The organism is Rhodoferax bucti (assembly GCF_005876985.1).
Taxonomy (GTDB): Bacteria; Pseudomonadota; Gammaproteobacteria; order Burkholderiales; family Burkholderiaceae_C; genus Allorhodoferax; species Allorhodoferax bucti.
Map to the genome: position 1 here is coordinate 147,962 of NZ_VAHD01000001.1, position 24,330 is coordinate 172,291.

Sequence of the window (24,330 nt, forward strand, 5' to 3'; positions counted from 1 at the left end):
CAAACCACTACCGCCATGCTGCTGGACTTCTTCTACACCCTGCGTACCGCCAAGCTGCCCGTCTCGGTCAAGGAATACCTGACCCTGCTGGAGGCGTTGCAAAAAGGGGTGGTGGGGCCGAACACCCGGCCTGCGGATGGTGAAGCAGAGGCAAGCGGCTACAGCATTGACGATTTTTACTTTCTGGCCCGTACCACGCTGGTCAAGGACGAAAAACACTACGACAAGTTCGACCGGGCGTTTGGGGCCTATTTCAAAGGCATCGAACAGATCAGCGATTTCACCAAAGACATTCCAGCCGAGTGGCTGCGCAAAAACCTCGAGAAGTTTTTGACGCCCGAGGAGCAAGCCAAGCTGCAAGCCATGGGCTGGAATGAGCTGATGGAGACGCTCAAAAAGCGCCTCGAAGAGCAGAAAGAACGCCACGAGGGCGGCAATAAATGGATAGGCACGGGCGGCACCTCGCCCTTTGGCGCCTATGGCCACAACCCGCAGGGCGTGCGCATCGGCCAGGACAAAAGCCGCAACCGCAGCGCCGTCAAGGTCTGGGACCAGCGCGCCTACAAAGACTACGACGACACCCAGGAGCTGGGCACCCGAAACATCAAGGTCGCGCTGCGCCGCCTGCGCAAGTTCGCCCGCGAAGGCCATGAGGACGAGCTGGACCTGGACGAGACCATCAGCAAAACCGCTGCCAACGCGGGCTTTCTGGACATCAAGATGCGCCCGGAGCGGCACAACAACGTCAAGGTGCTGCTGCTGATGGACGTGGGCGGCACCATGGACGACCACATCCAACGGGTGGAAGAGCTGTTCAGCGCGGCCAAGACCGAGTTCAAGCACCTGGAGTTTTATTACTTCCACAACTGCGTCTATGACTTCATGTGGAAGAACAACCGGCGCCGCTTCGCCGAGAAGTTTGATACCTGGGACATCATCCGCAAGTACAACAAAGACTACAAGCTGATCTTTGTGGGCGACGCGACCATGAGCCCCTACGAAATCCTGCAGCCCGGCGGCAGCGTGGAATACAACAACGAAGAGCCCGGCGCCGAATGGCTGCAGCGGCTGATGAGCGCCTTCCCCAAGTTCGCGTGGATCAACCCCGAGCCCCAAGGCGTGTGGCAATACCGCCAGAGCATTGGCGTCATTCAGCAGCTGGTGCAAAACAAGATGTACCCGCTCACCCTCAAAGGCCTGGAAGAGGCCATGCGCCACCTGACCAAGTAGCGCAGCGCGGGCCGATACAATCCCGCGTCCGGTCTTCGTAGTTCAATGGATAGAACGGCCCCCTCCTAAGGGGCAGATACAGGTTCGATTCCTGTCGAGGACACCAACCACTTTGGCATCAAATCAGGCTCTGGCGCTCGTGAAATATGCGCAAGCAGCTATGAAAAAGTGAGCACATCAGCGCTTACGCAGCGCAATGATGTCTTCACGGACCGCCGCAGCCCACGTCCTGCGGTCGCGCCCGTCGGCGGTTTGCGGGGCGCCAAAACTCACCACCGCCTGAATACCGTCGCTGCACAGCGTGCGCCACAGGGAGCCGAGCAGCGTGTCGTCGCCGATGTAGCAAGGGGCAAAACTTTGCTGGCCTTGCGCATCCAGGAACTGAAGGGCAATCGGCTGGATGGGCGCATGCACCGCAATGGCGGCCTGCAGCAGGTTGGCGCGGAGCTTTGACAATATGCTCTCATGGAGAGCCACGAAGCCCGCTGAGGTAGCGGTTCATGCCTTAGTCACTGACTTTTGCAATTGGCAAGTTAGATTCCGTTGATACTATTCAATGATGAACCAATTAACTCAAGAAATCACTCATGAAAAGCCCGTATCGCTGGTACGCAGTATGGCCGAGCATTATCAATACGATGCTTTCGACTTCGCTCGTAGATTTGATTTGCTGTGGGAGTCGATGCCAAACAAAACAGGCAGAATAAAAAGCTTTGTCGATTTGGTTTTTGCCTTTGAATGCATCTTAAAGTGCCACATCGCTCTCGGCAGAACGGACGAGGACCCAAAGATGGTCCTCAAAGACCTTATAAAGGCGAGGCATGACATCGGCAAGCTAGTGGAAATCGCCAAAATCTCAAGAGATCAAAATGTCTACGATGAATTAGCATATCGCCTCAACGGATTTTCAGTTTTTTTACGCTATTCGCTTGATGCTTACAGCTCATTCTTCCCGTTTTACACCGCACGGCGTAAATCCAAACTCAACTATTCGCAGACTGTTGGAAATAACGAATGGGTGTTGGAGACACGGGCATTATTAAGTCCATTGCTTCAAACAGCCAAAGAAGCGCTGTCTGGTTTGGTTACAGATGATATTGTGGTTATCCTCAGAAATGCGCGCCTAATGAGTGAGCTTATGGATGGTCAAAAAAAAGAGTCAAAACTACCATCTTCGGACAGCAGTCATGATTAGATACTTTCGGCCCCGCCTCCCGTGCTTGTCCGCACGAGAGTAATCAAAGGGGACTGTTATTAAAATATTCAAATCGAGAAGTCGAGCGAACCTAGGTCAACTGATTCACCCGAATATTTTGAACCAAAGTGCTGAGCTGCTATGTCCTACCTTCACTTTACGAAGGCGGGATAATGACCGCATACCGGTTCCGCCGAGCAAGTGTCGGCCACAAGGCGGGTAGTCGGGTAGTCGGGTAGTATTTGACAGCGCAGCTAGCGTGCAAAAAAATTCTCTAACACTAACGCCTAGCTGATACAGAGAATCGATACAACTTCAATGCCATAACAAACATCACCAGTGATTATTCAGAGAAATGAAAAAACCAATCATTGCCCTTGCTGCTATATCCTTTACATCCTTGACCGCAGCTCAGTTTACGACCTCGGCTCAGTTGACACCCGCCTTTTGCACAAAACTGGGAGTTGCGCAGGCTTCAGCTGTAATCATTGCTTACGAAAACGATGGATCAGAAGCCTATGAGAAATATATGCTTGAGACAATTTTCATCCAGCTTCGCTCGGGCGACTCTTGGGTCAGAGAATCAACGGCCAAAGCATTAATTGCTGATGCCAAAACACTACTAGAGCAGAGTAAGCCAAAGGACATACATACAGCAGGAACTTTGGCAAATACCTTGGGCAGCGCACAACGGCGCAGTTGCAATGAGTCAGCCTCAAGAACTGCGACTTTTGAGCGCGAAAAGAAAGAAGCGGATATGCAATTATCGGTGAAAGGTTATTTCGTCGGCCAAAGACAGTCATCATGTCCTATTGGCTCAAAGCCGGAAACACCTAAACCCAAAGCAGTTGTCACATGCGAATTTGGGTCGACATCATATGGTGGAGCTAACGCCAAAAATTTCACACTATTCTTGTTTGAGGGCAAGGTTTTGGGTGCTTTCGTGGAGTTTGGTTTTGGTGGCAAAAATAACCATTTCACTTTGCGCGATGCATTAACGCAAAAATACGGCACACCGTCTGACAACCAAAAGGCGATAAATGCCTACACATGGAGGCAGGGAACTGTGTCCCTCACGCTAAATGGCTTGGAGGGCCATGTCACATTGACAGATCAAACTGCATTCGACAGAGCAAAAAAACTCAGCGCTGAAGAAGCTCAAAAAGATCTGTAGGGCGCCAGTCACGCCCCAGCAACTCAACACGCCACCAGCCACTTTTGCATCAAATCAGCCCCTAGCGTTCATAGAATGAGCGCGAGCAGCTATCAAAAAGTGAGCAAATCAGCGCTGGCGCAGCGCAATGATGTCTTCCCGCACTGCGGCTGACCACGTCCTGCGGTCACGCCCGTCGGCGGTTTGCGGGGTTCCAAACGTCACCACCGCCTGAATGCCCTCGCTGCACAGTGTGCGCCACAGGGAGCCGAGCAACGTGTCGTCGCCAATGTAGCAAGGGGCAAAGCTTTGCTCGCCTTGGGCGTCGGCAAACTGCAGGGCCACCGGCTGGATGGGCGCATTCACTGCGATTGCGGCCTGCAACAGGTTGGCGTGGAAAGGCAGCACATGGGTGCCATCGCCGGTGGTGCCCTCGGGGAACACGGCCAGCACCTCGCCCGCGTTCAGACGCTCGGCCATGTGGTGCACCACGCGCATGGCGTCGCGGCGGGATTCGCGCTCGATGTACAGCGTGCCGGCACCAGTGGCCAGCGTACCCACCACAGGCCAATGCTGCACATCCGCTTTCGAGATAAAGCGGCAATGACGCGCGGCGTGGATGACCACAATATCCAGCCACGAGATGTGGTTGGCCGCCAGCAGCACCGGACCGTTCGCGGGCGGCGTGCCGTTTACTACCAATTTGATAGCTAGACGCACAAGCATGGCCTGCGCCCAGGCCTGAACCTCTGCATCACGCTGGGGCTGCGTCAGCCGGGGAAACACCGTGCGGATGCGCCACGCCCCTGCCAGCACATGCAGGATGACGCGGCTGATCCGCCAGAGCGCTTTGAGTTGGCGCATGGGCCCTTGGTCTGCCGCCCGGCTCAGGCGGCGGCGTAGGCCACACGGCCACCCACCAGCGTGGCTCTGACACGGCCGGGCAGCTCGTAGCCGCCAAACGGGGTGTGGTGCCCCTGGCTCACCAGCGCGGACGGCTCCACCACCCAGTGGGCGGCGGGGTCAAACACGCAAATGTCGGCCGCACCACCGGCCGTCAGGCGGCCCGCGCTGGCGGCAAAGGTGCCCAGTGCGCCGCCCAGCACCTGTGCGGAGCGGCTGGTCACAGTGCCAATGGCATCGGCCACGCCCACGCCGCTTTCCTGTGCCCACTTGAGCGCCAGGCTGAGCAGCAGCTCCAGGCCAGTGGCGCCGGGCTCGGCTTCGGCGAAAGGCAGGGTTTTTTCGTCTTCGCTCACGGGGTTGTGGTCCGACACCAGTGCATCGATGGTGCCGTCCGCCAGACCGGCGCGCAGGGCATCGCGGTCGCGCTGCTGGCGCAGGGGCGGGTTCAGGCGCATGCGGCTGTCGAAATAGCCAATGTCCACATCGGTCAGGTGCAGGGAGTTGATGCTCACATCACACGTCACCGGCAGGCCTTCGGCCTTGGCCTGGCGCACCAGCTCCACGCCGGCAGCGCTGCTGATGCGGCACAGGTGGACGCGGGCCTTGGTGGCACGCACCAGCTCAAAAATGGTGTGCAGGGCAATGGTTTCGGCAGCCACGGGCACGCCGCCCAAGCCCATGCGGGTCGCCAAGGGGCCGCTCGCAGCCACGCCCTTGCCGAGGTAGGCCTCTTGCGGACGCAGCCACACGGTGTAGCCAAAGGTGCTGGCGTACTGCAGGGCACGCTGGGTCACCTGGGTGTTGCGCAAGGGCACCTCGGCCTGGCTGAAAGCCACGCAGCCAGCTTGTGTGAGCTGCAGCATCTCTGTCAACACTTCGCCCTGCAGGTTGCGGGTGAGCGCGCCCAAGGGGAACACACGGGCCTGGTGCAAACGCTCGGCGCGGTAGCGCAGCATTTCCACCAAACCGGCTTCGTCCAACACGGGGTCGGTGTCCGGCGGGCAGACCACGCTGGTGACGCCTCCGGCCACGGCTGCGGCCATTTCGGTCGCCAACATGCCTTCGTGCTCGTGGCCCGGCTCGCGCAGGCGCACCGACAAGTCCACCAAGCCAGGCGCGACGATGCAGCCTTGGGCGTTGATGGTGGTTTGCGGGGAAAAGCCGGCGGGAGCCGCGCCGATGGCCAGGATGCGACCGCTGGAGATGGCCACATCGGCCACGGTATCGGTGCCGCTGGCGGGGTCGATGACGCGGCCGCCTTGAATCAGAATTTGCATTGCTTCAGTCCTTGAATCTGGGTGCGGGTCGCCATCACGCCTCGTTGCCCGCGACGATGCTCATGACCGCCATGCGCACGGCGATGCCGAAGGTCACCTGCGGCAGGATCACCGCCTGCTTGCCGTCCACCACGGCAGAGTCGATCTCCACCCCGCGGTTGATGGGGCCGGGGTGCATGACGATGGCGTCGGGCTTGGCGAGTTGCAGCTTCTCGGGCGTGAGGCCAAAGCTCTTGAAAAACTCGTGCATGGACGGCAGCAGCGCGCCGCTCATGCGCTCGTTTTGCAGGCGCAGCATGATGATGACGTCGCAGTCTTTGATGCCCTCTTCCAGCGTGTGGCATACCCGAACGCCCATGTGTGCCATGTCGGAAGGCACCAGCGTCTTGGGGCCCACAACACGCACTTCGGCACAGCCCAAAGTGGTCAGCGCGTGGATGTCGGAGCGCGCCACGCGGGAGTGCAGCACGTCACCCACTATGGCGACGGTGAGGTTGGAAAAGTCTTTTTTGTAGTGCCGGATGGTGAACATGTCCAGCAGGCCCTGCGTAGGGTGGGCGTGGCGGCCATCGCCGGCGTTGATCACATGCACATGCGGCGCCACGTGCTGGGCGATCAGGTAAGGCGCGCCGGACTCGCTGTGACGCACCACAAACATGTCGGCCGCCATGGCGCTCAGGTTGGCGATGGTGTCCAGCAGCGACTCGCCCTTGGAGGCACTGGAGCGCGCAATATCGAGGTTGATGACGTCGGCGCTCAGGCGGGTGGCGGCAATCTCGAAGGTGGTGCGGGTGCGGGTGCTATTTTCAAAGAAGAGGTTGAATACGCTCTTGCCGCGCAGCAGGGGCACCTTTTTGACTTCGCGGTCGTTCAGCGACACGAAGTTGGTGGCGGTGTCCAGAATGTGGGTAAGGATGTTTTTGGGCAGCCCTTCGGTGGACAGCAGGTGGATCAGCTCGCCGTGTTTGTTGAGTTGCGGATTGCGCTTGTACAACATGCTCAGGCCTCCTGCACATCAAAAGAAAACACGCCCTCAGCGCTGCGCGCCAAGGCCAAAGACTGGTTGGCCGACAGGCTGACCCGCGCGGCTGCGAATTCGGCCTGAATGGGCAACTGCCGCCCGCCCCGGTCCACCAGCACGGCCAAGCGCACTTGCGCGGGACGGCCGTAGTCAAACAGCTCGTTGATCACCGCGCGGATGGTGCGGCCGGTGTAGAGCACATCGTCCAGCACCAGAATGTCGGCGCCATTCACATCAAAGGGCAGCTGGGTCTGGCCGCCGGAGGACAAGCCTCGTTTGGCAAAGTCGTCCCGGTGCATGGCAGAGGAGATGGTGCCGTGTTTGCCGGCCAGTTTCAGATCCGCCTGCAGGCGCTCGGCCAACCAAGCGCCGCCGGAGGTGATGCCCACCAAGCGGGTATCTGCATTGCACAACTGCTGTACGCCGCGCAGGAGTTCGCGGTACAGCGCCTCTGCATCCAAAGCCAATGTGGTCACGGGAGGTTCCTCAAAAATTGTTCCAAAATAATGCAGGCAGACGCCGCATCGGCGTCTTTGGCGCCACTGGCAATCGCCTCGGTGGTGCTGTAGCGTTCATCCACCTCAAACACTTGCAGACCAAATCGCCCTTGCAACTGGCGCCCGAACTTTTTGGCGCGCGCAGTGTTTTCATGCGCGGCGCCATCGGGGTGATAGGGCACGCCGATCACGATGGCATCGGGCTGCCACTCTTTGAGCTTGGCGGCCACGCCATCAAACCGCGCATTACCTTCGGCATGGATGGAGCCTTGCGGCTGCGCCGTACGCATCAGCCGGTTGCCCACTGCAACGCCCGTGCGCTTCAAGCCGAAATCGAATGCAATGAATGTCGTGAAGGCCGGCGGCACCCCTGGCACAGCCTCGCTCATGCATGCCCCGCTTGCTGCGAAATCATCCACGACTCCAGACCCAAGAGACCCAAAGCGCGGTCGTAGCGCTGGTTGACCGGGGTGTCAAAAATCAGCGCCTGGTCGGCCTCTACCGTGAGCCAGCTGTTTTCGCCCAGCTCGGTTTCCAGCTGACCCTGACTCCATGCGGAATAGCCAATCGATACCAGCACGCGCTTGGGACCGGAGCCCATGGACAGGGCTTCCAGCACGTCTTTGGAGGTGGTCATCTCCAGCCCGCCGGGGATGGTCATGGTGGAGGCATACAAGGAGTCCTCGCTACTCTGCCCCTCCGCCACCACCGACTCGTGCAGCACAAAGCCACGCTCGGTTTGTACCGGTCCGCCCTGAAACACAGGCTGCCCCACCAAATCTTCACGGTGCAGGGGCAAATCAATTTTCTCGAAGAGTGTGGTCAGCGGCATGTCTGCCGGCTTGTTGATGACCAAGCCCAGGGCCCCTCGCTCGGAGTGTTCGCACACATACACCACGCTTTTGCCGAACATGGCATCGTCCAGTCCGGGCATAGCGATCAAGAAATGATTGGTGAGGTTGAAAGGTGCAGAATCGCCGGACATCTTTTCATTTTAACGGCTGACATGCACACCCCCTACTCCAAAGGCCTCGTTTGGTTCCGTCGCGATTTGCGTGCGGAGGACAACGCCGCCCTCGCCCGCGCACTGGCTACCTGCAGCACGGTGTACTGCGTTTTTGTGTTCGACAAGCCCATTCTGGACTTGCTCCCCGCTGAAGACCGCCGCGTGGAATTCATCCACGATGCAGTCCACGACTTGGGAAGCGCACTCCAGCAGTTGGGGCAGCTGCCCCAAAGCCCGCTGATGGTGCTGCATGCCACGGCAGAGACTGCCATTCCCTCACTGGCCGCACAGCTCGGTGTGCAGGCCGTGTTTGCCGCCCGCGACTACGAGCCTAGCGCAATAGCCCGTGACCTAGCGGTGCAGCAAGCCTTGCTGCAACAGGGCGGGCAGCTGGTGCTGGTGAAAGACCAGGTGATTTTTGAAGAGCGTGAAATCTTGACCCAGATGGGCAAGCCCTATGGCGTGTTCACACCCTACCACCGGGCGTGGCTGGCGCGCTGCTCAGCCGAGCATGTTCAAGCCCACACGCCCGCCCCTGACCACACCGCCCGCCTCGTGGTGCCGCCGCCCGCGTGCGCCGCGCCCCTTCCGGCCTTGGAGGCACTGGGATTCAAAAAAACGAATCTGCATGACCTCCGCATGGTGGGTGGCGCCCATGCGGGCGCTGCTTTGCTCCGCGATTTCTTGCCCCGGCTGGAGCACTACGCGGACGCACGTAACTTTCCGGGCGTGAAGGGTCCGAGTTATCTGGGTGTGCATTTGCGGTTTGGCACCGTATCAATCCGGCACTTGGTGCGCGTGGCCTTGGAGCGGGTGCAAGCGGGGAGCGAGGGGGCAGCCACCTGGCTGTCCGAGCTGGTATGGCGTGATTTTTACTTTCAAATCTTGTCCAACTTTCCGCATGTGGCGCACGACAGCTTCAAGCCGGAATACGACGCCATTCAATGGGAGTCGGGTGAGACAGCGCAGCGGTACTTTCAAGCCTGGTGCGATGGGCAAACCGGCTATCCGATCGTGGACGCGGCCATGGCGCAGCTCAACCAGACGGGCTACATGCACAACCGCTTGCGCATGGTGGCGGGCAGCTTTCTGGTGAAGCATCTGGGCATTGATTGGCGCTGGGGCGAGCGCTACTTTGCGCTCAAGCTCAATGACTTTGACCTGTCAGCCAACAACGGCGGCTGGCAGTGGGTGGCCTCCAGTGGTTGCGATGCGCAACCCTACTTCCGCATCTTCAACCCCGTGACCCAGAGCGAAAAGTTTGATGCGCACGGCAAGTTCATCAAGCGCTACTTGCCACAACTGGCGGGGCTGCCTGACAAGGTGATCCATGCGCCCTGGTTAGCCAAACCCATGGAGCTGGCGGCGGCAGGATTGCATTTGGGGCAAAACTACCCTGAGCGGGTGGTGATCCATGAAGAAGCCAGAGCACGCACCTTGGCGCGCTATGGCTTCCTCAAAAAGAGCGCTGACGCTCAGGCTGTGGCGTCGGCGTAGCAGTAGCTGCGCACCAAGCCCAGCAACTCGTCTTCAGAGTAAGGCTTGCCCAGGTAGTGATCGACCCCCAGCTCGCGGGCATGCTCCCGGTGCTTCTCGGCAATCCGTGAGGTGATCATGATGATGGGCAGGTCTTTCAGGCGCGCATCACCACGGATGTTGCGGGCCAAATCGAAGCCATCCATGCGCGGCATTTCGATGTCAGAGAGCACCACCGCAGGCACTTCTTCCTGCAATTTCTCCAGGGCGTGCAAACCGTCGTTTGCCAAGGCGACTCGGTAGCCCTCTCGCTTGAGCAAACGCTGCGTGACCCGGCGCACCGTGATGGAGTCATCCACCACCAGCACCAGCGGCAGCTGCTCGCCGGCAGGCTTGGATGCCACCACAGATGCAGCGTCGTCGCCAGTCTGTGCCGCAGGCGCCTCTTCACGGGCACCCAGCGCGCGCGCTTGCTCGCCGTACACCGATGCCAAGGCAACCGGGTTGTAAATCAACACCACTGCGCCAGACGCCAGCACCGACATACCAGCCAAACCTGGCAGGCGTGCAAGTTGCGGCCCCAGGTTTTTCACCACAACTTCGCGGTTGCCCAAGACTTCGTCGATGTGCACGGCCAAGCGCTGCCCCGCGCTGCGGAAGATCGCAACAGGCAGTGTTTTGCCACCCGCTTCGCTACTGCGTGCAGATACTTGCAGCAAAGAGCCCCCCCAGAAGAAGGGGACCAGCTCGCCTGCGAAGTCAAACGCATCTTGCTGGTAAGCGGCCTGTAGCTGCGCCGCAGGCACCCGCAACACGGTTTCCATGATGTTGGCAGGCACGCCCACCGACAACTCGCCCATGCGCAGAATCACCACCTGCGTCACCGCCGTGGTCAACGGCAGCACCAAACGGAAGCTGGTGCCCTGCTGGGGCTGGGTCTGGGTTTCGATACGGCCGCCCAAGGCATTCACCTCGGCGCGCACCACATCCATGCCAATGCCGCGACCGGCCAGCTCGGTGACTTCATCCACGGTGGAGAAGCCCGGCATAAAAATCAGGTTGGCAGCCTCAGAGTCCGTCAAGGTGGCATCTGCAGCAACCAGGCCCTTGGCGGCAGCCTTGTCGCGGATGCGCTCCACATCAAGGCCGGCACCGTCGTCACTGAAGCTGACGGATACATCGTTGCTTTCCTGGTGGACGTGAATCGCAATCGTGCCCACAGCGGGTTTGCCTGCGGCCACCCGATCCGCACCGGCCTCAATGCCGTGCGCGACCGCATTGCGCAGCAAGTGCTCGAATGCAGGAACCATACGCTCCAACACACCGCGGTCCACTTCAATAGAGCCGCCAGAGATGTCGAGCTTCACCTGCTTGCCCGTATCTTTGGACGCTTGGCGGACCACGCCGTACAAGCGACCCGAGATGCCATCGAACTCCACCATGCGGGTGCGCAACAGGTCTTTCTGCAACTCTCGCGCTTGGCGGCCTTGGGCAATCAAATCGTCCTCAGTGCCTTCCACGGTACGCTGAAGGTTGCGCTGCACCGTGGCCACGTCGTTCACCGACTCGGCCATCATGCGGGTCAACTCTTGGACACGGGTAAACCGGTCGAATTCCAGCGGGTCGAAGGCCTGTGCAGAGTCTTTGGTCTGCGCCAAGCGCGACTGCATTTGCGACTCGGCTTGCAACTCCACATCGCGAAGCTGCTGGCGCAAGCGGTCGAGGTTGCCTGTCAATTCCCCCAGAGAGCTGCGCAATTGGCCCAAGCGCGCGTCCATGCGGGAGCGGGTGATCATGACCTCGCCCGCCTGATTGACCAGGCGATCCAAAAGCTGCGAACGCACCCGCACCGACTGATTGCTTTGTGCCCGGGGTGCCACGATCGCTGGCGTTTGTACCGGCGACAGGGTGCGCACCGGCGCTGTCCGCTCCGCAGACGCAGGGGTAACAGCCGGCTCTTTTACGGATGTGAGCTCGGTCGCCCCCGACGCTTCCACGGCGTCTGCAGAGTCAACAGCCACTTGCCCCAAACCAGCAAAGGTTGCCTGCAGTGCATCAAAACGGCCTAGCAAAGGCTCCACTTGCACGGACTGGAGACTCTCCGCACCCAGTGCCTCGATGGAGGACTCCATGCGGTGACCCATTTCGCCCATGCGCATAGCACCTGCCAAGCGTGCACTGCCCTTCAGAGTGTGCAGCAAGCGGAGCACCTCACTGCGCGCACCCAAGTTGTCCGGCCTCGCCACCCATTGCCGCAGTGCAGCGCCGAGTTGAGGCATGAGCTCCATGGCCTCTTCCTCAAAGATCTGCAGCAAATCAAGGTCCAGATGGTCCTCAGCATCGATCTCGTCGTCATGTGCCTCTGCAATGCTCAGCGGCGCAGCCACTGGAAGCTCGGCGGGCAGAGGGAGTGCCTCCGTTTCCACCGGAGCAATGCTTTCCTCTGGGGGCAAGATATCTTCCACATCGACATCCGCATCCAAAGCGGGCGACTCCATCACGGGCACTGCAAACTCGGTGTCGATGATGTCCTGCAAATCATGCAGAAGAGCGGAGTCCGCCTCTTTCACAAAACCCGCAGCGAACTGGTGCAGCAAGCGGCGAATTTCCTCTGCCGCATCACAAAAAACTGCCGCATGCTGGGCCGTCTCCTGGCGGTGCAGCTGCACATGCTGCAAGGCCAGCTCCAAGGACTTGCTCATATTCGAGAGCGCCATGAAGCCCACGGTTGCGGAGCTGCCAGACAACGAGTGCGCCAGCGCGATGACGGAATCCGGCACTTGCTGCGGCAACTCCATCGCCCACTCGCTCAGCTCGGTTTGCAGCCGGCGAGACCACTCATCGGCTTCATTCAGGTAGACGTTGTAGAGCGGAATACTCATGCGCAAAGTACCAATGACCTTGATGCCCTCGTCAGCATCCGCTACAGACAACTCTGGCGATGCAGACTCTGGCTCCGACGCGCGCGCAGGCATCTCCGGGAAGTCCAGCTCCAGCGCAGGCCCTGCCGGCTCGTCGTCGGGCAGCGTGGCGTGTGGCTCAGCGACCTCCTCCACATACACATCCGCCAGTCGTGTCTCTAGCGGAGCGAGCGAGGTAGCCTCCGGGGTGTCGAAATCACCAAAATCGAAGTCATCTAAATCAAGGGCTTCCGGCTCTTGAGGCTCGGGCGCCGGTTGCCGCGTCCCCGCATCCAGGGACACTGTCTGTTCAAAGTCGAATATTTGCGTAGATACAAAGTCTGGCTGCGCCTCGGGCACGGCATCCAAGCTACTGCCAAATTGCGTGGAAGCGAACTCCACGGGTGCGTCGGCAGCCAGCAGGTCGGCACTCCCCAATTCGGTGGAGGCGAAATCTGCTGCATGGGACTCGAGGTCCACCTCCGGCAACACATCGGGCAACAAAGCTTCGGGCAAAGAAACGTCCGCCGCCTCTGGCGCAGCTTCTTGCAAAGCATCGGCGTCGTGCGGCACCTCCAGCGGGATCCACTGGTCTTGCAGTCGCAAGGCATCTGCGGTTTTGCGGAAGGCCGCAGCATTCCATTGCGATGCATCTCCCTGCGCAATATCGCTGACCCAGCGCCCCAGGGCTGACATGGCCTCGCGAGAGGTGGCGATCAAGGCTTCACTCGCCGGACGCTGCTCCGCCAGCGACGTGTTGAGCAACTGCTCAAACGACCATGCGGCCTCACCAAACTCGGTGAACCCCACCATGCGGGAGCTACCTTTGAGGGTGTGAAACGCACGCCGCAAGGTGGTTTGGTCGGCAAGATTGGAAGGGTCTGCCGCCAGCGCATCCAGAGCCTCGTGGCCACGAACCAGCACTTCACGGGCTTCCTCCAGAAAAATATCCTGGAGTTCAGCGCTGTCGTCATCCTCAGCCGCTGGCGCCGCGGCCTGCGCAGGCATGGAGGATTCGGGCACTGCACTTGACGACGCCTCGGAAGGCGCAGGGGCGCCCATGGCGGCCGTCAAAGCAGCCAGATCATCCTGAACGCTCACTTCTGCAATCGCCTCAGACTCCGGCAGCACCGCGCGCTCACGTCCCATCAAAGGCTTGAACTCGCCCAACGCTTCATCGTAAACAAACAGTGTTTTCGCCAGATTGCGCTGGTAACTCAGCATGTCAATCAGGAAGCCCATGGCGCCCAGACTGTTGCCCAGCTTTTCAAATGCACCGCTGCGCGCGCTGGCTTCGTCAATGTCATCGACCAAGAACTGCTCTACGGTACTGCGCATGCGCAGGGCCGCCAACGAGGGTTGGTCCAAGCCCAACACCGAGAACACACCCCGCATTTGCGCCAATTGGCTAGGAACTTCCCGCAACGGGCTCTTGTCGCGCGGATCGCGGAAAAACTGGTCCAGTGATTTCTCGACTTCTGCCAAGGTACCGCGCAGCTCATCCACCACGCTACCCATGGTCTGGCGGTCGCTCACTCGGCGGTAGAGCTCTTCCATCCAGGCCTCCAGGGCCTCCGGCTCGCCACCATTGGTGACATTCTCCAGCCGCTGTGCCAACCGGGCGCTGCGTTCAGCCAGCTGGTTGTCTGTAGGGTCTAAATCTTCGTACGCCGCCTCGAGATACAAGACGGAAGTGGCCACCTCCATCGCCACGGCAGGCGATGGCGCATCCCCGGAGCGCACCGTAGATTCAATGGTTCGGGAAAGTGCCTTGGCCAGCTCACCACTCTCAGCGTGCAGCCGGGTTACGGCATCCGCCACGGCAGTAAACTGCTCTGCTGCTGCCTTTAACCGGTTAGTATCGCCTCCCGCCAAGGCGGACCACGTTTCGGCTGCTGCGGCAATGCGCTTGCGAGCCAGCACCAACATCGCAGGATCAAACCGGCCGAACTGCTCGTGCACATAGTCCACGGGTTTGACGCTGCGCAAGCCGTACGCCTCACGCACACGTGAGAGTACAGGCGCCACATCGGCAGACGCGGGAATGGCCCGCGAGCAAAAAAATACGATGTCTTGCGCCAGTCGCTCCGAGATGGCGTCTTGTCCCTTGGACAAAGAAACGTATTGCTGCAATATCCGGGATGCAGCGCGCTTGGTATACACATCGCCTTCAAACAGCTGCTGCCCCATTCCCTCGAAATACGCCGCACTCACCATCCAAAAAGTACGGGATTCCACGCTGGTGGAGGCCGCAGCCAATCCAAGCGCCATCTCTTTCAACTCTGCAGCAGCCCGCACATCGCGAAACTTGACCAAGCGCAACACTGCGTGGTCCATGGCCCGACGTACATCCGGACTGATGACGCGTGGCGCCACCCCTTCCGGCGCCGCAATAGGCACCCATTGCCATGCTGGCGGCCACAGATCGGCAGGGTGAATACGCTCAGCACCCGCCAGCTCCTGCAGCGCTTTGTATTGAGGAAATAGCGCCACTGATGACGCGGTTTTGCCTTTAAGCACCCCCTCCAAATACTCGGTGAGTGCGAAGCTTGCACGCTCCATGCAAGCCGCGGCATCGTCACTGCATTGCTCAGGGCGTTGTACAAATTTTTGGGCCAAGGACTCCATCGCCCGCACCATCTTGGCAGGCGCCTCCAGCCCCACCATTTCCAGTGCGCCTACTGCCTGATGCAATTGCTGCCGTGCGATGCGTAGATGGCTGGCATCCAGCTCCGTCAGGTCAGAGCCACGGGCCAGTTCGGCATCACGCACAAAACGCCGCATCGCCTTGGTCGCACCATCAAGCGACTTGCGCAATTCGTCCAGCACCCAAGCCAGCGGCCCCAGGTCCGTGATTGAAAGCTCATTGTCTCCGGGAGCAACAGGGTTTGACGACATGGGTTCAGGCTCTCCTGGATGTCACTGGACGAAAATGGGCGTGCGGTGGCGACGCGATCAGGAAATCTTGAATCGGGAAACGGACTGACGCAGCTCCTCCGCCATGCGGGAGAGTTCACGCACCTGGTTGGCGGTGGCCCGGGTACCTTCTCCGGTCTGCTCAGTCACCGCAAAAATGTGCTGAATGTTGTCGGCCACAACGTTGGCCAAGCCGGCTTCGCGGGACGCAGCGTTGGAAATCTGCTCAATCAAATCCGCCACCTTGCGGGACACGCGATCAATTTCGCTCAGCGCCGTACCGGCGTTGTCAGACAGTTTTGCACCTTCCACCACACCCTGGGTGGAGCGCTCCATCGCGCCGATGGCATCCTGGGTATCGGTCTGAATGGCTTTCACCAAGGCCGCGATCTGGCGCGTCGCGTCGGCAGAGCGCTCCGCCAACCGTTGCACTTCTTCCGCCACCACCGAGAAGCCGCGCCCGGCTTCACCCGCAGACGCGGCCTGGATGGCAGCGTTCAGCGCCAAGACGTTGGTTTGTTCGGTAATGTCAGAAATCAGCTCGGTAATTTCACCAATCTCTTGAGAGGACTCTCCCAGTCGCTTGATGCGCTTGGAGGTTTCCTGAATCTGGTCGCGGATGGAGTTCATACCACCGATCGCGTTTTGCACCGCCTGCAAACCAGACTCCGCAGCCTCCAGCGACTGCCGCGCGACCGCAGCAGACTCTTGCGCTTGGGCAGACACTTCGTTAATGCGGCCGGCCATGTCCAACACGGACTTGCCGGTTTCGCGAATTTCGTGCAACTGCTCGTTAGAGGCTGCTAGCAGTTCGGTGGATGTGGCATCCACATCGGCCGTGGTTTGGGCCACGCGGGCTGCCGTGTTTTGCACGTTAGACACCAGTGAGCGCAGCTCTTCCACCGTGTAGTTCACCGAGTCGGCAATCGCACCGGTAATGTCTTCGGTCACCGTGGCTTCTTGGGTCAAATCACCTTCCGCCACGGTTTGCAGTTCGTTCATCAAACGCAAAATCGCGGCCTGGTTGGCGTCGTTGACGCGCTTGGCTTCCTGCTCTTGACGCTCGGCTTCCAAACGCTGGTCTTCCGCGAGCACCTGGCGCTTGCGACTGTCCTGCAACTGCACGTAAGACAAGCCACCCGCACACACCAAAGCGAACAAGGCCGCGAGCACCAGCAGGGCTAACCACACACCGCCAATACCGGCTTGACCAGACAGCTTGGTCTGCAGCTCTTCCAAATTACGGCGCAAAGGCTCACTGTCCGTGATGATGGCGCCTTGCGCTTCGCGCGCCGACACCAAGCCCTGCAAGTTACCCAAGATCGCGCCCGCTTGTACGCGTGTTTCCTCGTACATCTTAATCAGCGCTTCCAGCTGCTCGCGCGTTGCAGGGTCCTTGGTAGCAGCCAAACGCAGCTCGCTGCTGCCAGAGAGCAAAGCTTCAGAAATTTCCTTGAAGGTATTCAAGTCTTTACCCAACAAGAAAACAGCCTCCGGGCTCACGCCCTCTGCGGTCAAAAACTCGTTGGAAGACTTGCCGATACGCTGGGTCAGCATCACCAGCTGGCCTACGGCAGAAATTTCAGCTGCTGGCGCGTTTTGCTGCAACTTCAAGGAGGCGACTGTTTCGGCCACTTCCAAAAGGTCCGACGATTGGCGGTTAATCAGGCGCAGCGCAGAGCCGATTTGGGTCAGCATCTTTTGCTGGGCCAGCACCGCCTTGGCATTCTTCTCTGCACGCTCGACCAAAGGAATCACCTTGCCCAACTCAGGCGCGTAGTCTTCGCTCAAGGGGTTGATGCGCATCTCGTCGTCCCCCGACTGCAATCCCTTAACAGATTTAGACAAAATGCCCGAGCTGTCGGACACATCCGGGAAAGCTTGCGCACTACCCACCACCGCTTGCGACACCGACTTCGCCAAACGCTGGGACTGCATCAGCGACTGGCCGGTTGCACCCAACTGCTGGGCTACGCGATCGGACTGGTTCAGCACCACAAAAATCACCGCAGCCAACACCACCAGCGCACCACCCAGCAACGCGAACAGCGTGCGCTGGTGCTCGACCACCGTACGCCGGCCCAGCACGGGAATGGAAATCAAATCCCCCGCTGCCGCAACCGCCTGCTCGTCTCCGCCTTGCAAGCCAGCCACGCTGGTTTGAAGTGGCGCATTTTGAGAGACCTGCAAGGTTTCGTTGTCGGCGCCATCCAGCGTCACATCCGGCATAGCCAGACTCAAGCGGGAATCCAGCTCCGACTCCAACGGCTTTTTCGCGAACAGGTTTTTCAATTGATCAACAACGGACATGGTGAGGCCTTACAAATGAACTAAGCGCTGATGCTCAAAAATTGAGGGGTTTGGGACAGAGTACGCAAGTTGATTTCTTGCCACTCCTCTCCCGCACTGTCGATGAATACATTGCCAAAATACGCGGGGGCGGTTTCCTCGGGCGGGTGGGAGTGAGTGAACGCATCGGCACCCCGCAAGCCCGACAGCACATCGACCTGCAGAGCGCTGTTAACTTCCAACACCCCATTCAAGGTCACCACACTGGGATCTGCGGCGGCCGGCATCAAGCGGGGCACGCCACCGTCTGCGTCAATAAATGCGGCGAGGTCCACCACCCCAAACAGTCCACCACGAATATTCACCACGCCGCGGAACCAGGTGAGTGCATAGGGGACGACCTGGACATGCGTCAGGGGAACAATTTCCCCGGACTGGCCCAAGGGAAACAAATACTTGCGCCCCCCCGCCTGCACGGCCAACCATGCCACGGACATACCCTCCGCCTTGGCAGCCTGCAAGCGACTGGCCAACCGGGCCTGAAGTTCTCGAAGTGCGTCTCTATTGGCCATGGAGTTCCGGAATTAACCGAGGGCTTTGATTTTTGCGAACAATTCCGCAGGATCCACCGGCTTGGTCACATAGTCTTTGGCGCCCTGGCGCATACCCCAGACGCGGTCCGTCTCCAGGCTTTTGCTGGTGCACATGATGATCGGGATATCTGCGTACTCAGGGGTGCGATTGATCGCGCGGGTCAGTTGAAAACCGTTTTGGCCCGGCATCACGACGTCCATCAAAATCAGGTGAGGGCGATCTTCCGTCAGGCGCTTGAAGGCCTCGTCTGCGTTTTCAGCCGTGCGCACCAAAAAGCCATTTTTCTGCAGCAACTCTGTCAGAAACAACAACTCGGTTTTGGAGTCATCCACGATCAACACTTTTTCAATAGCCATCAAGCAGCTCCTTGGGAAACAGTGCCGAACTGCTGCACGGCCTGCAACAGTTGGTCTTTGGTAAATGGTTTGGTGAGGTAGTCCTGCGCGCCGACCATGCGGCCACGGGCTTTGTCGAACACGCCGTCTTTGGAGGACAGCATGATCACGGGAACCTCAGAAAATTTGGCATTGCGCTTGATGATGGCGCAGGTCTGGTACCCATCGAGCCGGGGCATCAGGATGTCGCAAAAAATCAGGTGCGGCTGGTAGTCATTGACCTTGGCCAGAGCATCAAAGCCGTCTTCTGCCAAGAGCACCTCATGCCCGCCTTGCTTCAAAAAAATCTCGGCACTGCGGCGGATGGTGTTGCTGTCGTCAATAACCAGAACTTTGAAAGTGGGTGTTGTCGTGCTCAAGGGGCTTGGCTCCGGTGCTGGGGTGCAAGGTCAGGACACGCAAATTTCACACCCGGTGTGTGACATCAGATTTGCACCATCTCAAAGTCTTCTTTGCGAGCGCCGCACTCGGGGCATGTCCAGTTCATGGGAACGTCTGCCCACAAGGTGCCGGCTGCAATGCCATGGTCGGGCGCGCCGGCGACCTCGTCATAGATCCAACCGCAAATCAAACACATCCAAGTTTTAGTATCAGTCACAGCTTATAGGGCCTTCAAATAGAATGCAACGATTGTATAGAGCAGGTTTTGTCCAAAAGACCGCCGCCCGACTAAAGAACGCCATTCTGCACGATGACTTACCCTAATAAAGGCCTCTAGATGTCGGCAACTCCCTCACCCGAATTGGACGACACCGCCGACGATGACGGCCCGGTGGGCTGCGTCATGGCCTTCAATGCCAACGACCCCAGCGGAGGCGCCGGCACCGCCGCAGACCTGACCGCCATTGCCTCCGTAGGCGCCCATGCACTTCCTGTGGTGACCGGCGCCTACGCCCGGGACACCACCGAAATCGTGGACCACTTTGCCTTCGATGACGAGGCCGTCACCGAGCAAGCGCGTGTGATTCTGGAGGATGTGCCGGTACAGGTCTTCAAGGTGGGTTTTGTGGGTACGCCTGAGAACCTGTCTGCCATCGCAGAACTGACCTCCGACTACTCGGATGTACCGGTCGTCACCTACATGCCCGACCTCTCCTGGTGGGAAGAAGACAAGATTGATCTGTATCAGGACGCTTGCACAGAGTTACTTTTGCCGCAGACCACCTTGTTGGTGGGAAACCACAGCACCCTCTCCCGTTGGCTGCTGCCCGACTGGGGCTCTGAGAAAAGCCCCACCGCACGCGACATTGCCAAGGCAGCCAACGCGTTCGGCGTGGCCTATACCTTGGTCACCGGCATCCCCTTGCCCGACCAGTTCATCGACAACGTGCTGGCCTCCCCGACCAGCGTGCTGTCCAGTGAAAAGTTCGAGCGCTTTGAGGCGATCTTTACCGGCGCGGGCGACACCCTCTCTGCGGCACTCGCGGCCCTGATTGCAAGTGGCACCGAGCTGAATGAAGCCGTGACCGAAGCGCTGAGCTACCTCGACCGCTGCCTAGAAAACGGCTTCCGCCCCGGCATGGGCCATGTGTTACCCGACCGCTTGTTCTGGGCCCAACCCGAGCCTGACGACGAAGAAGAGGGTGCCCTATCCGCCATCGATACCGACTTTGAAGTCCCTCCCAATTCCACCCGACACTAACTGGCAGAAATTTTGTGACAGACCGTAACTTAGAACTTTTCGAGCGCGCCAAACGCGTAATCCCCGGTGGCGTGAACTCCCCCGTGCGCGCATTCAAAGCCGTTGGCGGTACCCCGCGTTTTGTGCAGCGCGCCCAAGGCGCCTACTTTTGGGACGCCGACGGCAAGCGCTACATCGACTACATCGGCTCCTGGGGCCCCATGATCCTGGGTCATGGTCACCCTGCAGTATTGGAAGCGGTGCAAAAAGCGGCGCTCGAGGGCTTCTCCTTTGGCGCTCCGACAGAACGCGAGGTGGAACTAGCCGAAGCCATCTTGGCACTGGTACCCAGCATGGACATGGTGCGCCTGGTCAGTAGCGGCACCGAGGCCGGTATGAGCGCCATCCGCCTAGCTCGCGGCGCCACAGGCCGTAGCAAGATTTTGAAGTTTGAAGGCTGCTACCACGGCCATGCCGACGCGCTGCTCGTCAAAGCCGGTTCCGGCCTGGCCACCTTTGGCAACCCCACCAGCGCCGGCGTGCCACCCGAAGTGGTGCAGCACACCTTGGTGCTGGAGTACAACAACATCCAGCAACTAGAAGAAGCCTTCGCCCTGCACGGCAAAGAGCTGGCCTGCGTGATGATCGAGCCGATTGCCGGCAATATGAATTTCGTGCGCGCCAGCGTGCCTTTCATCAAGCGCTGCCGCGAGCTGTGCACCGAGTACGGCGCCCTGTTTGTGTTTGACGAGGTGATGACCGGCTTCCGCGTCGCACCCGGCAGCGCCCAGCAGGTCTATGCACGCAGCCTGCCCGGATTCGAGCCCGACATGACTGTCATGGGTAAAGTCATCGGCGGCGGCATGCCTTTGGCGGCCTTTGGCGGCAAGCGCGCGATCATGGAGCAACTAGCTCCTTTGGGCCCGGTGTACCAAGCCGGCACCCTGTCCGGCAACCCGGTGGCTACCGCTTGTGGCTTGGCGACCCTGGCTGAAATCAGCAAGCCTGGCTTTTACGACGACCTGAGCCGAAAGACCCAGTCCCTGATTAGCGGCCTGCAAAAGGAAGCCGACAAAGCGGGAATCGACTTCTGCGGCGATTCTGAGGGCGGAATGTTCGGCTTTTTCTTCTTCAAAGAACTGCCGCAAAACTACGCCAAGGTCATGACTACCGACAACGCACGCTTCAACACCCTGTTCCACGGCCTGCTGGATCGCGGCGTTTACATCGCCCCGGCGCTGTACGAGGCCGGCTTCATGAGCGCTGCGCACACCGATGCAGATATCGCAGAAACCGTGGCGGCGGCAGGCGACGTATTTAAGTTGCTATCAAAATAGAAGCTGCTTGCGCACAGGCGATAAGGGCTGGAAGCCGATTTGACTTCTAGCCCTTTGTTTTGATGGCTATGGCGCGAGTTATTCGCCTAAGTAGTTTTCCGGGAAAAAGTGGCGCTCAATCAATTCGATGAGGATATGCAGCACCTTGATGTGCAGCTCCTGCACGCGGTCGGCATAGGTGCCGCCGGGGGTGCAGATGTACACATCGCTCAGCGGCTCCAGCTTCTCGCTGCGCTTGCCGCTCAGAATAATGACCTTCATGCCTTGCGCCTTGGCGGCCTCGGCCGCCTTGATCACATTCTTGCTAGTGCCGCTGGTGCTCAGTGCCAGCAAACAGTCGCCGGGGCGACCGTGGCCTTCGACGTAGCGGGCAAACACCTGCTCGTACCCGTGGTCGTTGCCCACGCAGGTCAGATGACCGGCGTCGCTGATCGCGGTAGCGCCCAACGATTTGCGGTCTTTGCGGTAGCGGCCGGTCAGCTCTTCGGCAAAGTGCATGGCATCGCACATCGAGCCTCCGTTGCCGCAGGAATACACGCGGCCCTTGTTCTCAAAGGTGGCGATAAGCAGTTGCGCCGCCTGCTCGATAGTGGCCAAGGCTGCTGGGTTGGCGAGCAGCTTGGTCAGAGCGGAGTGGGCTTCTTGCAGGCTGGAGGTGATGTGGTGTTGCATAGGTGCGATTTTCGCCCAATCCCCCGCTGCAGCGATACATCAACAGAACAAGTCCCCACAGCGCCTTTTGCAACCCGTGATTTGCTATGAAATACATAGCTACCAGCGCACATTAAACATGCGCCAGAGGGCGATTTGACACAAAAAAAGCCGCCCGAAGGCGACTTGTCTAGCGAGTGACTCGGCCAGCTGCTTAGTGGCGGAAGTGGCGCACGCCGCTGAACACCATGGACACGCCACGCTCGTTGGCCGCATCAATGACTTCCTGGTCGCGCATGGAGCCGCCGGGCTGAATGACACAGGTCGCGCCGTGGTCCACCACCACATCCAAGCCATCGCGGAAGGGGAAGAAGGCGTCGCTCGCCACCACGGTGCCTGCCAGCGACAGATTGGCGTGGCCGGCCTTGATGGAGGCGATGCGGGCTGAGTCCAAGCGGCTCATCTGGCCAGCGCCCACGCCCATGGTCATGCCGCCCTTGCAGAAGACGATGGCGTTGGACTTGACGTACTTGGCCACCTTCCATGCGAACAACAGGTCGTTCAACTCTTCTGCTGTCGGTTGCTTGGTGGTCACGACCTTGAGGTCGCTCAGCGCCAGTTCGTGGTTATCCGCCGTTTGCAGCAGGATGCCGGAGCCGATGCGCTTCATGTCCATCAGGTTGCGGCCCTGGTCCCATGCCGTCGTTCCACCCTTGAGCAGGTCGATTTGCAGAATGCGCACATTGACCTTGCTCTTGAACACTTCCAACGCCGCGGGGGTGAAGCTGGGGGCCATCAACACTTCCACAAACTGTTTGGAAATTTGCTGGGCACCCGCTTCGTCCAGCTCGGTGTTCAACGCAATGATGCCGCCGAAGGCGCTGGTGGGATCGGTCTGGAAGGCCTTGCTGTAGGCCTCCAAGGCGTTGGCACCCACGGCCACGCCGCAGGGGTTGGCGTGCTTGACGATCACGCAGGCAGGCGTGTCAAAGCTCTTCACACACTCCCACGCGGCGTCCGCATCGGCAATGTTGTTGTAGCTCAGCTCTTTGCCCTGCAATTGCTTGGCAGTCACCAGCGACCCGGGGACAGGCATCAGGTCGCGGTACAGCGCGGCTTGCTGGTGGCTGTTTTCGCCGTAGCGCAGGTCTTGCACTTTGACGAAACGGCCGTTGCTCTGGCCGGGGAACAGGTCCAGCACCGGCGCCTTGTCGCCAGCGGGCACTTCATCACCAATCTGGATGGCAGACAGGTAGTCGCTGATGGCACCGTCGTACTGGCTGATGCGGTTGAACGCCGCGATGGACAGGCCCAGCTTGGTCTTGTCGCTCACTTTGCCGTTGGCTTTCAGCTCGGCAATCACCGTGTCGTACTGGGCTGCGTCGGTCAGCACCGCCACGTCTTTCCAATTCTTGGCGGCGCTGCGCACCATGGCGGGGCCACCGATGTCGATGTTCTCGATCGCGTCTTCCAGCGTGCAACCGGCCTTGGCGACCGTGGATTCAAACGGGTACAGGTTCACCACCAAAAAGTCGATGGTGTTGATGTTGTGCTCGGCCAGTGCGGCCATGTGGGTGGGGAAGTCGCGGCGGGCCAGCAAGCCACCGTGCACGCGGGGGTGCAGCGTCTTCACCCGGCCGTCCAACATCTCGGGGAAGCCGGTCATCTCGGCCACTTCGGTCACGGGCAGACCCTTGTCAGCCAGCAGCTTGGCGGTGCCGCCGGTGGACAAGAGCTTGACGCCTTGAGCGTGCAGCGCCTGAGCGAGTTCAACGATGCCGGTCTTGTCGGAGACGGACAGCAGTGCAGTTTTTTGTGCGTTCATAGTGCGGGAGTGAAGTAAAACCAAAAATACGTTTCACCGGC

21 protein-coding genes and 1 tRNA gene are annotated in these 24,330 nt (G+C 59.7%); 7 read left to right on the forward strand and 15 right to left on the reverse strand.

Annotation, left to right across the window (positions count from 1 at the left end):
* The first annotated feature begins 15 nt into the window (after positions 1–15).
* Both FDM28_RS00715 and FDM28_RS00720 read left to right on the forward strand, forming a co-directional pair.
* The gene (locus FDM28_RS00715; RefSeq protein WP_138512065.1) at positions 16–1,230 is read left to right on the forward strand and encodes a vWA domain-containing protein; all 1,215 of its coding nucleotides are present in this window, start codon (positions 16–18) and stop codon (positions 1,228–1,230) included.
* A gap of 31 nt (positions 1,231–1,261) precedes the next feature.
* Positions 1,262–1,336: transfer RNA gene (locus FDM28_RS00720), tRNA-Arg, on the forward strand.
* A gap of 71 nt (positions 1,337–1,407) precedes the next feature.
* On the opposite strand, the gene FDM28_RS00725 is transcribed toward FDM28_RS00720, so the two are convergent.
* Positions 1,408–1,686, reverse strand: a complete 279-nt coding sequence (locus tag FDM28_RS00725) for a hypothetical protein (protein WP_138512068.1) — start codon at positions 1,684–1,686, stop codon at positions 1,408–1,410.
* A gap of 103 nt (positions 1,687–1,789) precedes the next feature.
* Here FDM28_RS00725 and FDM28_RS00730 point away from each other — a divergent pair, with 103 nt between their 5' ends.
* Together FDM28_RS00730 and FDM28_RS00735 are read left to right on the forward strand one after the other, a co-directional pair.
* Positions 1,790–2,425, forward strand: coding sequence for a hypothetical protein (locus tag FDM28_RS00730; RefSeq protein WP_138512070.1), 636 nt, complete (start codon positions 1,790–1,792; stop codon positions 2,423–2,425).
* A 355-nt stretch (positions 2,426–2,780) separates the two neighbouring features.
* Positions 2,781–3,599, forward strand: a complete 819-nt coding sequence (locus tag FDM28_RS00735; protein WP_138512072.1) for a hypothetical protein — start codon at positions 2,781–2,783, stop codon at positions 3,597–3,599.
* Positions 3,600–3,707: 108 nt separating this feature from the next.
* On the opposite strand, the gene FDM28_RS00740 is transcribed toward FDM28_RS00735, so the two are convergent.
* Genes FDM28_RS00740 through FDM28_RS00765 form a run of 6 tightly spaced genes read right to left on the reverse strand, consistent with a single transcriptional unit; the run spans position 3,708 to position 8,264 of the window.
* The gene (locus FDM28_RS00740; protein ID WP_138512073.1) at positions 3,708–4,442 is read right to left on the reverse strand and encodes a lysophospholipid acyltransferase family protein; all 735 of its coding nucleotides are present in this window, start codon (positions 4,440–4,442) and stop codon (positions 3,708–3,710) included.
* Between the two features lie 23 nt (positions 4,443–4,465).
* Positions 4,466–5,761, reverse strand: coding sequence for a dihydroorotase (locus tag FDM28_RS00745; protein ID WP_138512075.1), 1,296 nt, complete (start codon positions 5,759–5,761; stop codon positions 4,466–4,468).
* 34 nt (positions 5,762–5,795) lie between these two features.
* Positions 5,796–6,758 carry an aspartate carbamoyltransferase catalytic subunit gene (locus FDM28_RS00750; protein ID WP_138512077.1) on the reverse strand — a complete coding sequence of 321 codons (963 nt, stop codon included), beginning with the start codon at positions 6,756–6,758 and terminating at the stop codon, positions 5,796–5,798.
* A 2-nt stretch (positions 6,759–6,760) separates the two neighbouring features.
* Positions 6,761–7,258: a bifunctional pyr operon transcriptional regulator/uracil phosphoribosyltransferase PyrR gene (gene pyrR / locus FDM28_RS00755; RefSeq protein ID WP_138512079.1), complete on the reverse strand. Its 498-nt coding sequence runs from the start codon at positions 7,256–7,258 to the stop codon at positions 6,761–6,763.
* Positions 7,255–7,668 carry a Holliday junction resolvase RuvX gene (gene ruvX / locus FDM28_RS00760; RefSeq protein WP_138512081.1) on the reverse strand — a complete coding sequence of 138 codons (414 nt, stop codon included), beginning with the start codon at positions 7,666–7,668 and terminating at the stop codon, positions 7,255–7,257. The genes pyrR and ruvX overlap by 4 nt, the downstream gene beginning before the upstream one ends.
* Positions 7,665–8,264 carry a YqgE/AlgH family protein gene (locus FDM28_RS00765; protein WP_138512084.1) on the reverse strand — a complete coding sequence of 200 codons (600 nt, stop codon included), beginning with the start codon at positions 8,262–8,264 and terminating at the stop codon, positions 7,665–7,667. The genes ruvX and FDM28_RS00765 overlap by 4 nt, the downstream gene beginning before the upstream one ends.
* A gap of 21 nt (positions 8,265–8,285) precedes the next feature.
* On the opposite strand from FDM28_RS00765, the gene FDM28_RS00770 reads away from it, so the two are divergent.
* Positions 8,286–9,782, forward strand: coding sequence for a cryptochrome/photolyase family protein (locus FDM28_RS00770; RefSeq protein ID WP_138512086.1), 1,497 nt, complete (start codon positions 8,286–8,288; stop codon positions 9,780–9,782).
* On the opposite strand, the gene FDM28_RS00775 is transcribed toward FDM28_RS00770, so the two are convergent.
* The 6 genes from FDM28_RS00775 to FDM28_RS00800 all read right to left on the reverse strand — a co-directional run bounded on the left by FDM28_RS00775 (position 9,761) and on the right by FDM28_RS00800 (position 19,453).
* Complete coding sequence (locus tag FDM28_RS00775; protein WP_138512088.1) at positions 9,761–15,559, reverse strand: hybrid sensor histidine kinase/response regulator; 5,799 nt, start codon at positions 15,557–15,559, stop codon at positions 9,761–9,763. The two genes, FDM28_RS00770 and FDM28_RS00775, sit on opposite strands and share 22 nt — an antisense overlap.
* A gap of 57 nt (positions 15,560–15,616) precedes the next feature.
* The gene (locus FDM28_RS00780; protein ID WP_138512090.1) at positions 15,617–17,887 is read right to left on the reverse strand and encodes a methyl-accepting chemotaxis protein; all 2,271 of its coding nucleotides are present in this window, start codon (positions 17,885–17,887) and stop codon (positions 15,617–15,619) included.
* Positions 17,888–17,907: 20 nt separating this feature from the next.
* The gene (locus FDM28_RS00785; RefSeq protein WP_138512092.1) at positions 17,908–18,438 is read right to left on the reverse strand and encodes a chemotaxis protein CheW; all 531 of its coding nucleotides are present in this window, start codon (positions 18,436–18,438) and stop codon (positions 17,908–17,910) included.
* A 12-nt stretch (positions 18,439–18,450) separates the two neighbouring features.
* Positions 18,451–18,816 carry a response regulator gene (locus FDM28_RS00790; RefSeq protein WP_138512094.1) on the reverse strand — a complete coding sequence of 122 codons (366 nt, stop codon included), beginning with the start codon at positions 18,814–18,816 and terminating at the stop codon, positions 18,451–18,453.
* On the reverse strand, positions 18,816–19,214 hold the full coding sequence (locus FDM28_RS00795) for a response regulator (protein ID WP_138512096.1): 399 nt from the start codon (positions 19,212–19,214) through the stop codon (positions 18,816–18,818). The genes FDM28_RS00790 and FDM28_RS00795 overlap by 1 nt, the downstream gene beginning before the upstream one ends.
* Before the next feature lie 65 nt (positions 19,215–19,279).
* Positions 19,280–19,453, reverse strand: coding sequence for a rubredoxin (locus FDM28_RS00800; RefSeq protein ID WP_138512098.1), 174 nt, complete (start codon positions 19,451–19,453; stop codon positions 19,280–19,282).
* 120 nt (positions 19,454–19,573) lie between these two features.
* On the opposite strand from FDM28_RS00800, the gene thiD reads away from it, so the two are divergent.
* Together thiD and hemL are read left to right on the forward strand one after the other, a co-directional pair.
* Positions 19,574–20,497: a bifunctional hydroxymethylpyrimidine kinase/phosphomethylpyrimidine kinase gene (thiD, locus tag FDM28_RS00805; protein ID WP_138512100.1), complete on the forward strand. Its 924-nt coding sequence runs from the start codon at positions 19,574–19,576 to the stop codon at positions 20,495–20,497.
* A gap of 14 nt (positions 20,498–20,511) precedes the next feature.
* Positions 20,512–21,813: a glutamate-1-semialdehyde 2,1-aminomutase gene (hemL, locus tag FDM28_RS00810; protein ID WP_138512102.1), complete on the forward strand. Its 1,302-nt coding sequence runs from the start codon at positions 20,512–20,514 to the stop codon at positions 21,811–21,813.
* A gap of 78 nt (positions 21,814–21,891) precedes the next feature.
* Here the strand turns inward: hemL and FDM28_RS00815 are convergent, their stop codons facing one another.
* Complete coding sequence (locus FDM28_RS00815) at positions 21,892–22,485, reverse strand: SIS domain-containing protein (protein ID WP_138512104.1); 594 nt, start codon at positions 22,483–22,485, stop codon at positions 21,892–21,894.
* Positions 22,486–22,678: 193 nt separating this feature from the next.
* The gene (gene purH, locus FDM28_RS00820; RefSeq protein ID WP_138512106.1) at positions 22,679–24,289 is read right to left on the reverse strand and encodes a bifunctional phosphoribosylaminoimidazolecarboxamide formyltransferase/IMP cyclohydrolase; all 1,611 of its coding nucleotides are present in this window, start codon (positions 24,287–24,289) and stop codon (positions 22,679–22,681) included.
* Positions 24,290–24,330 lie beyond the last annotated feature (41 nt).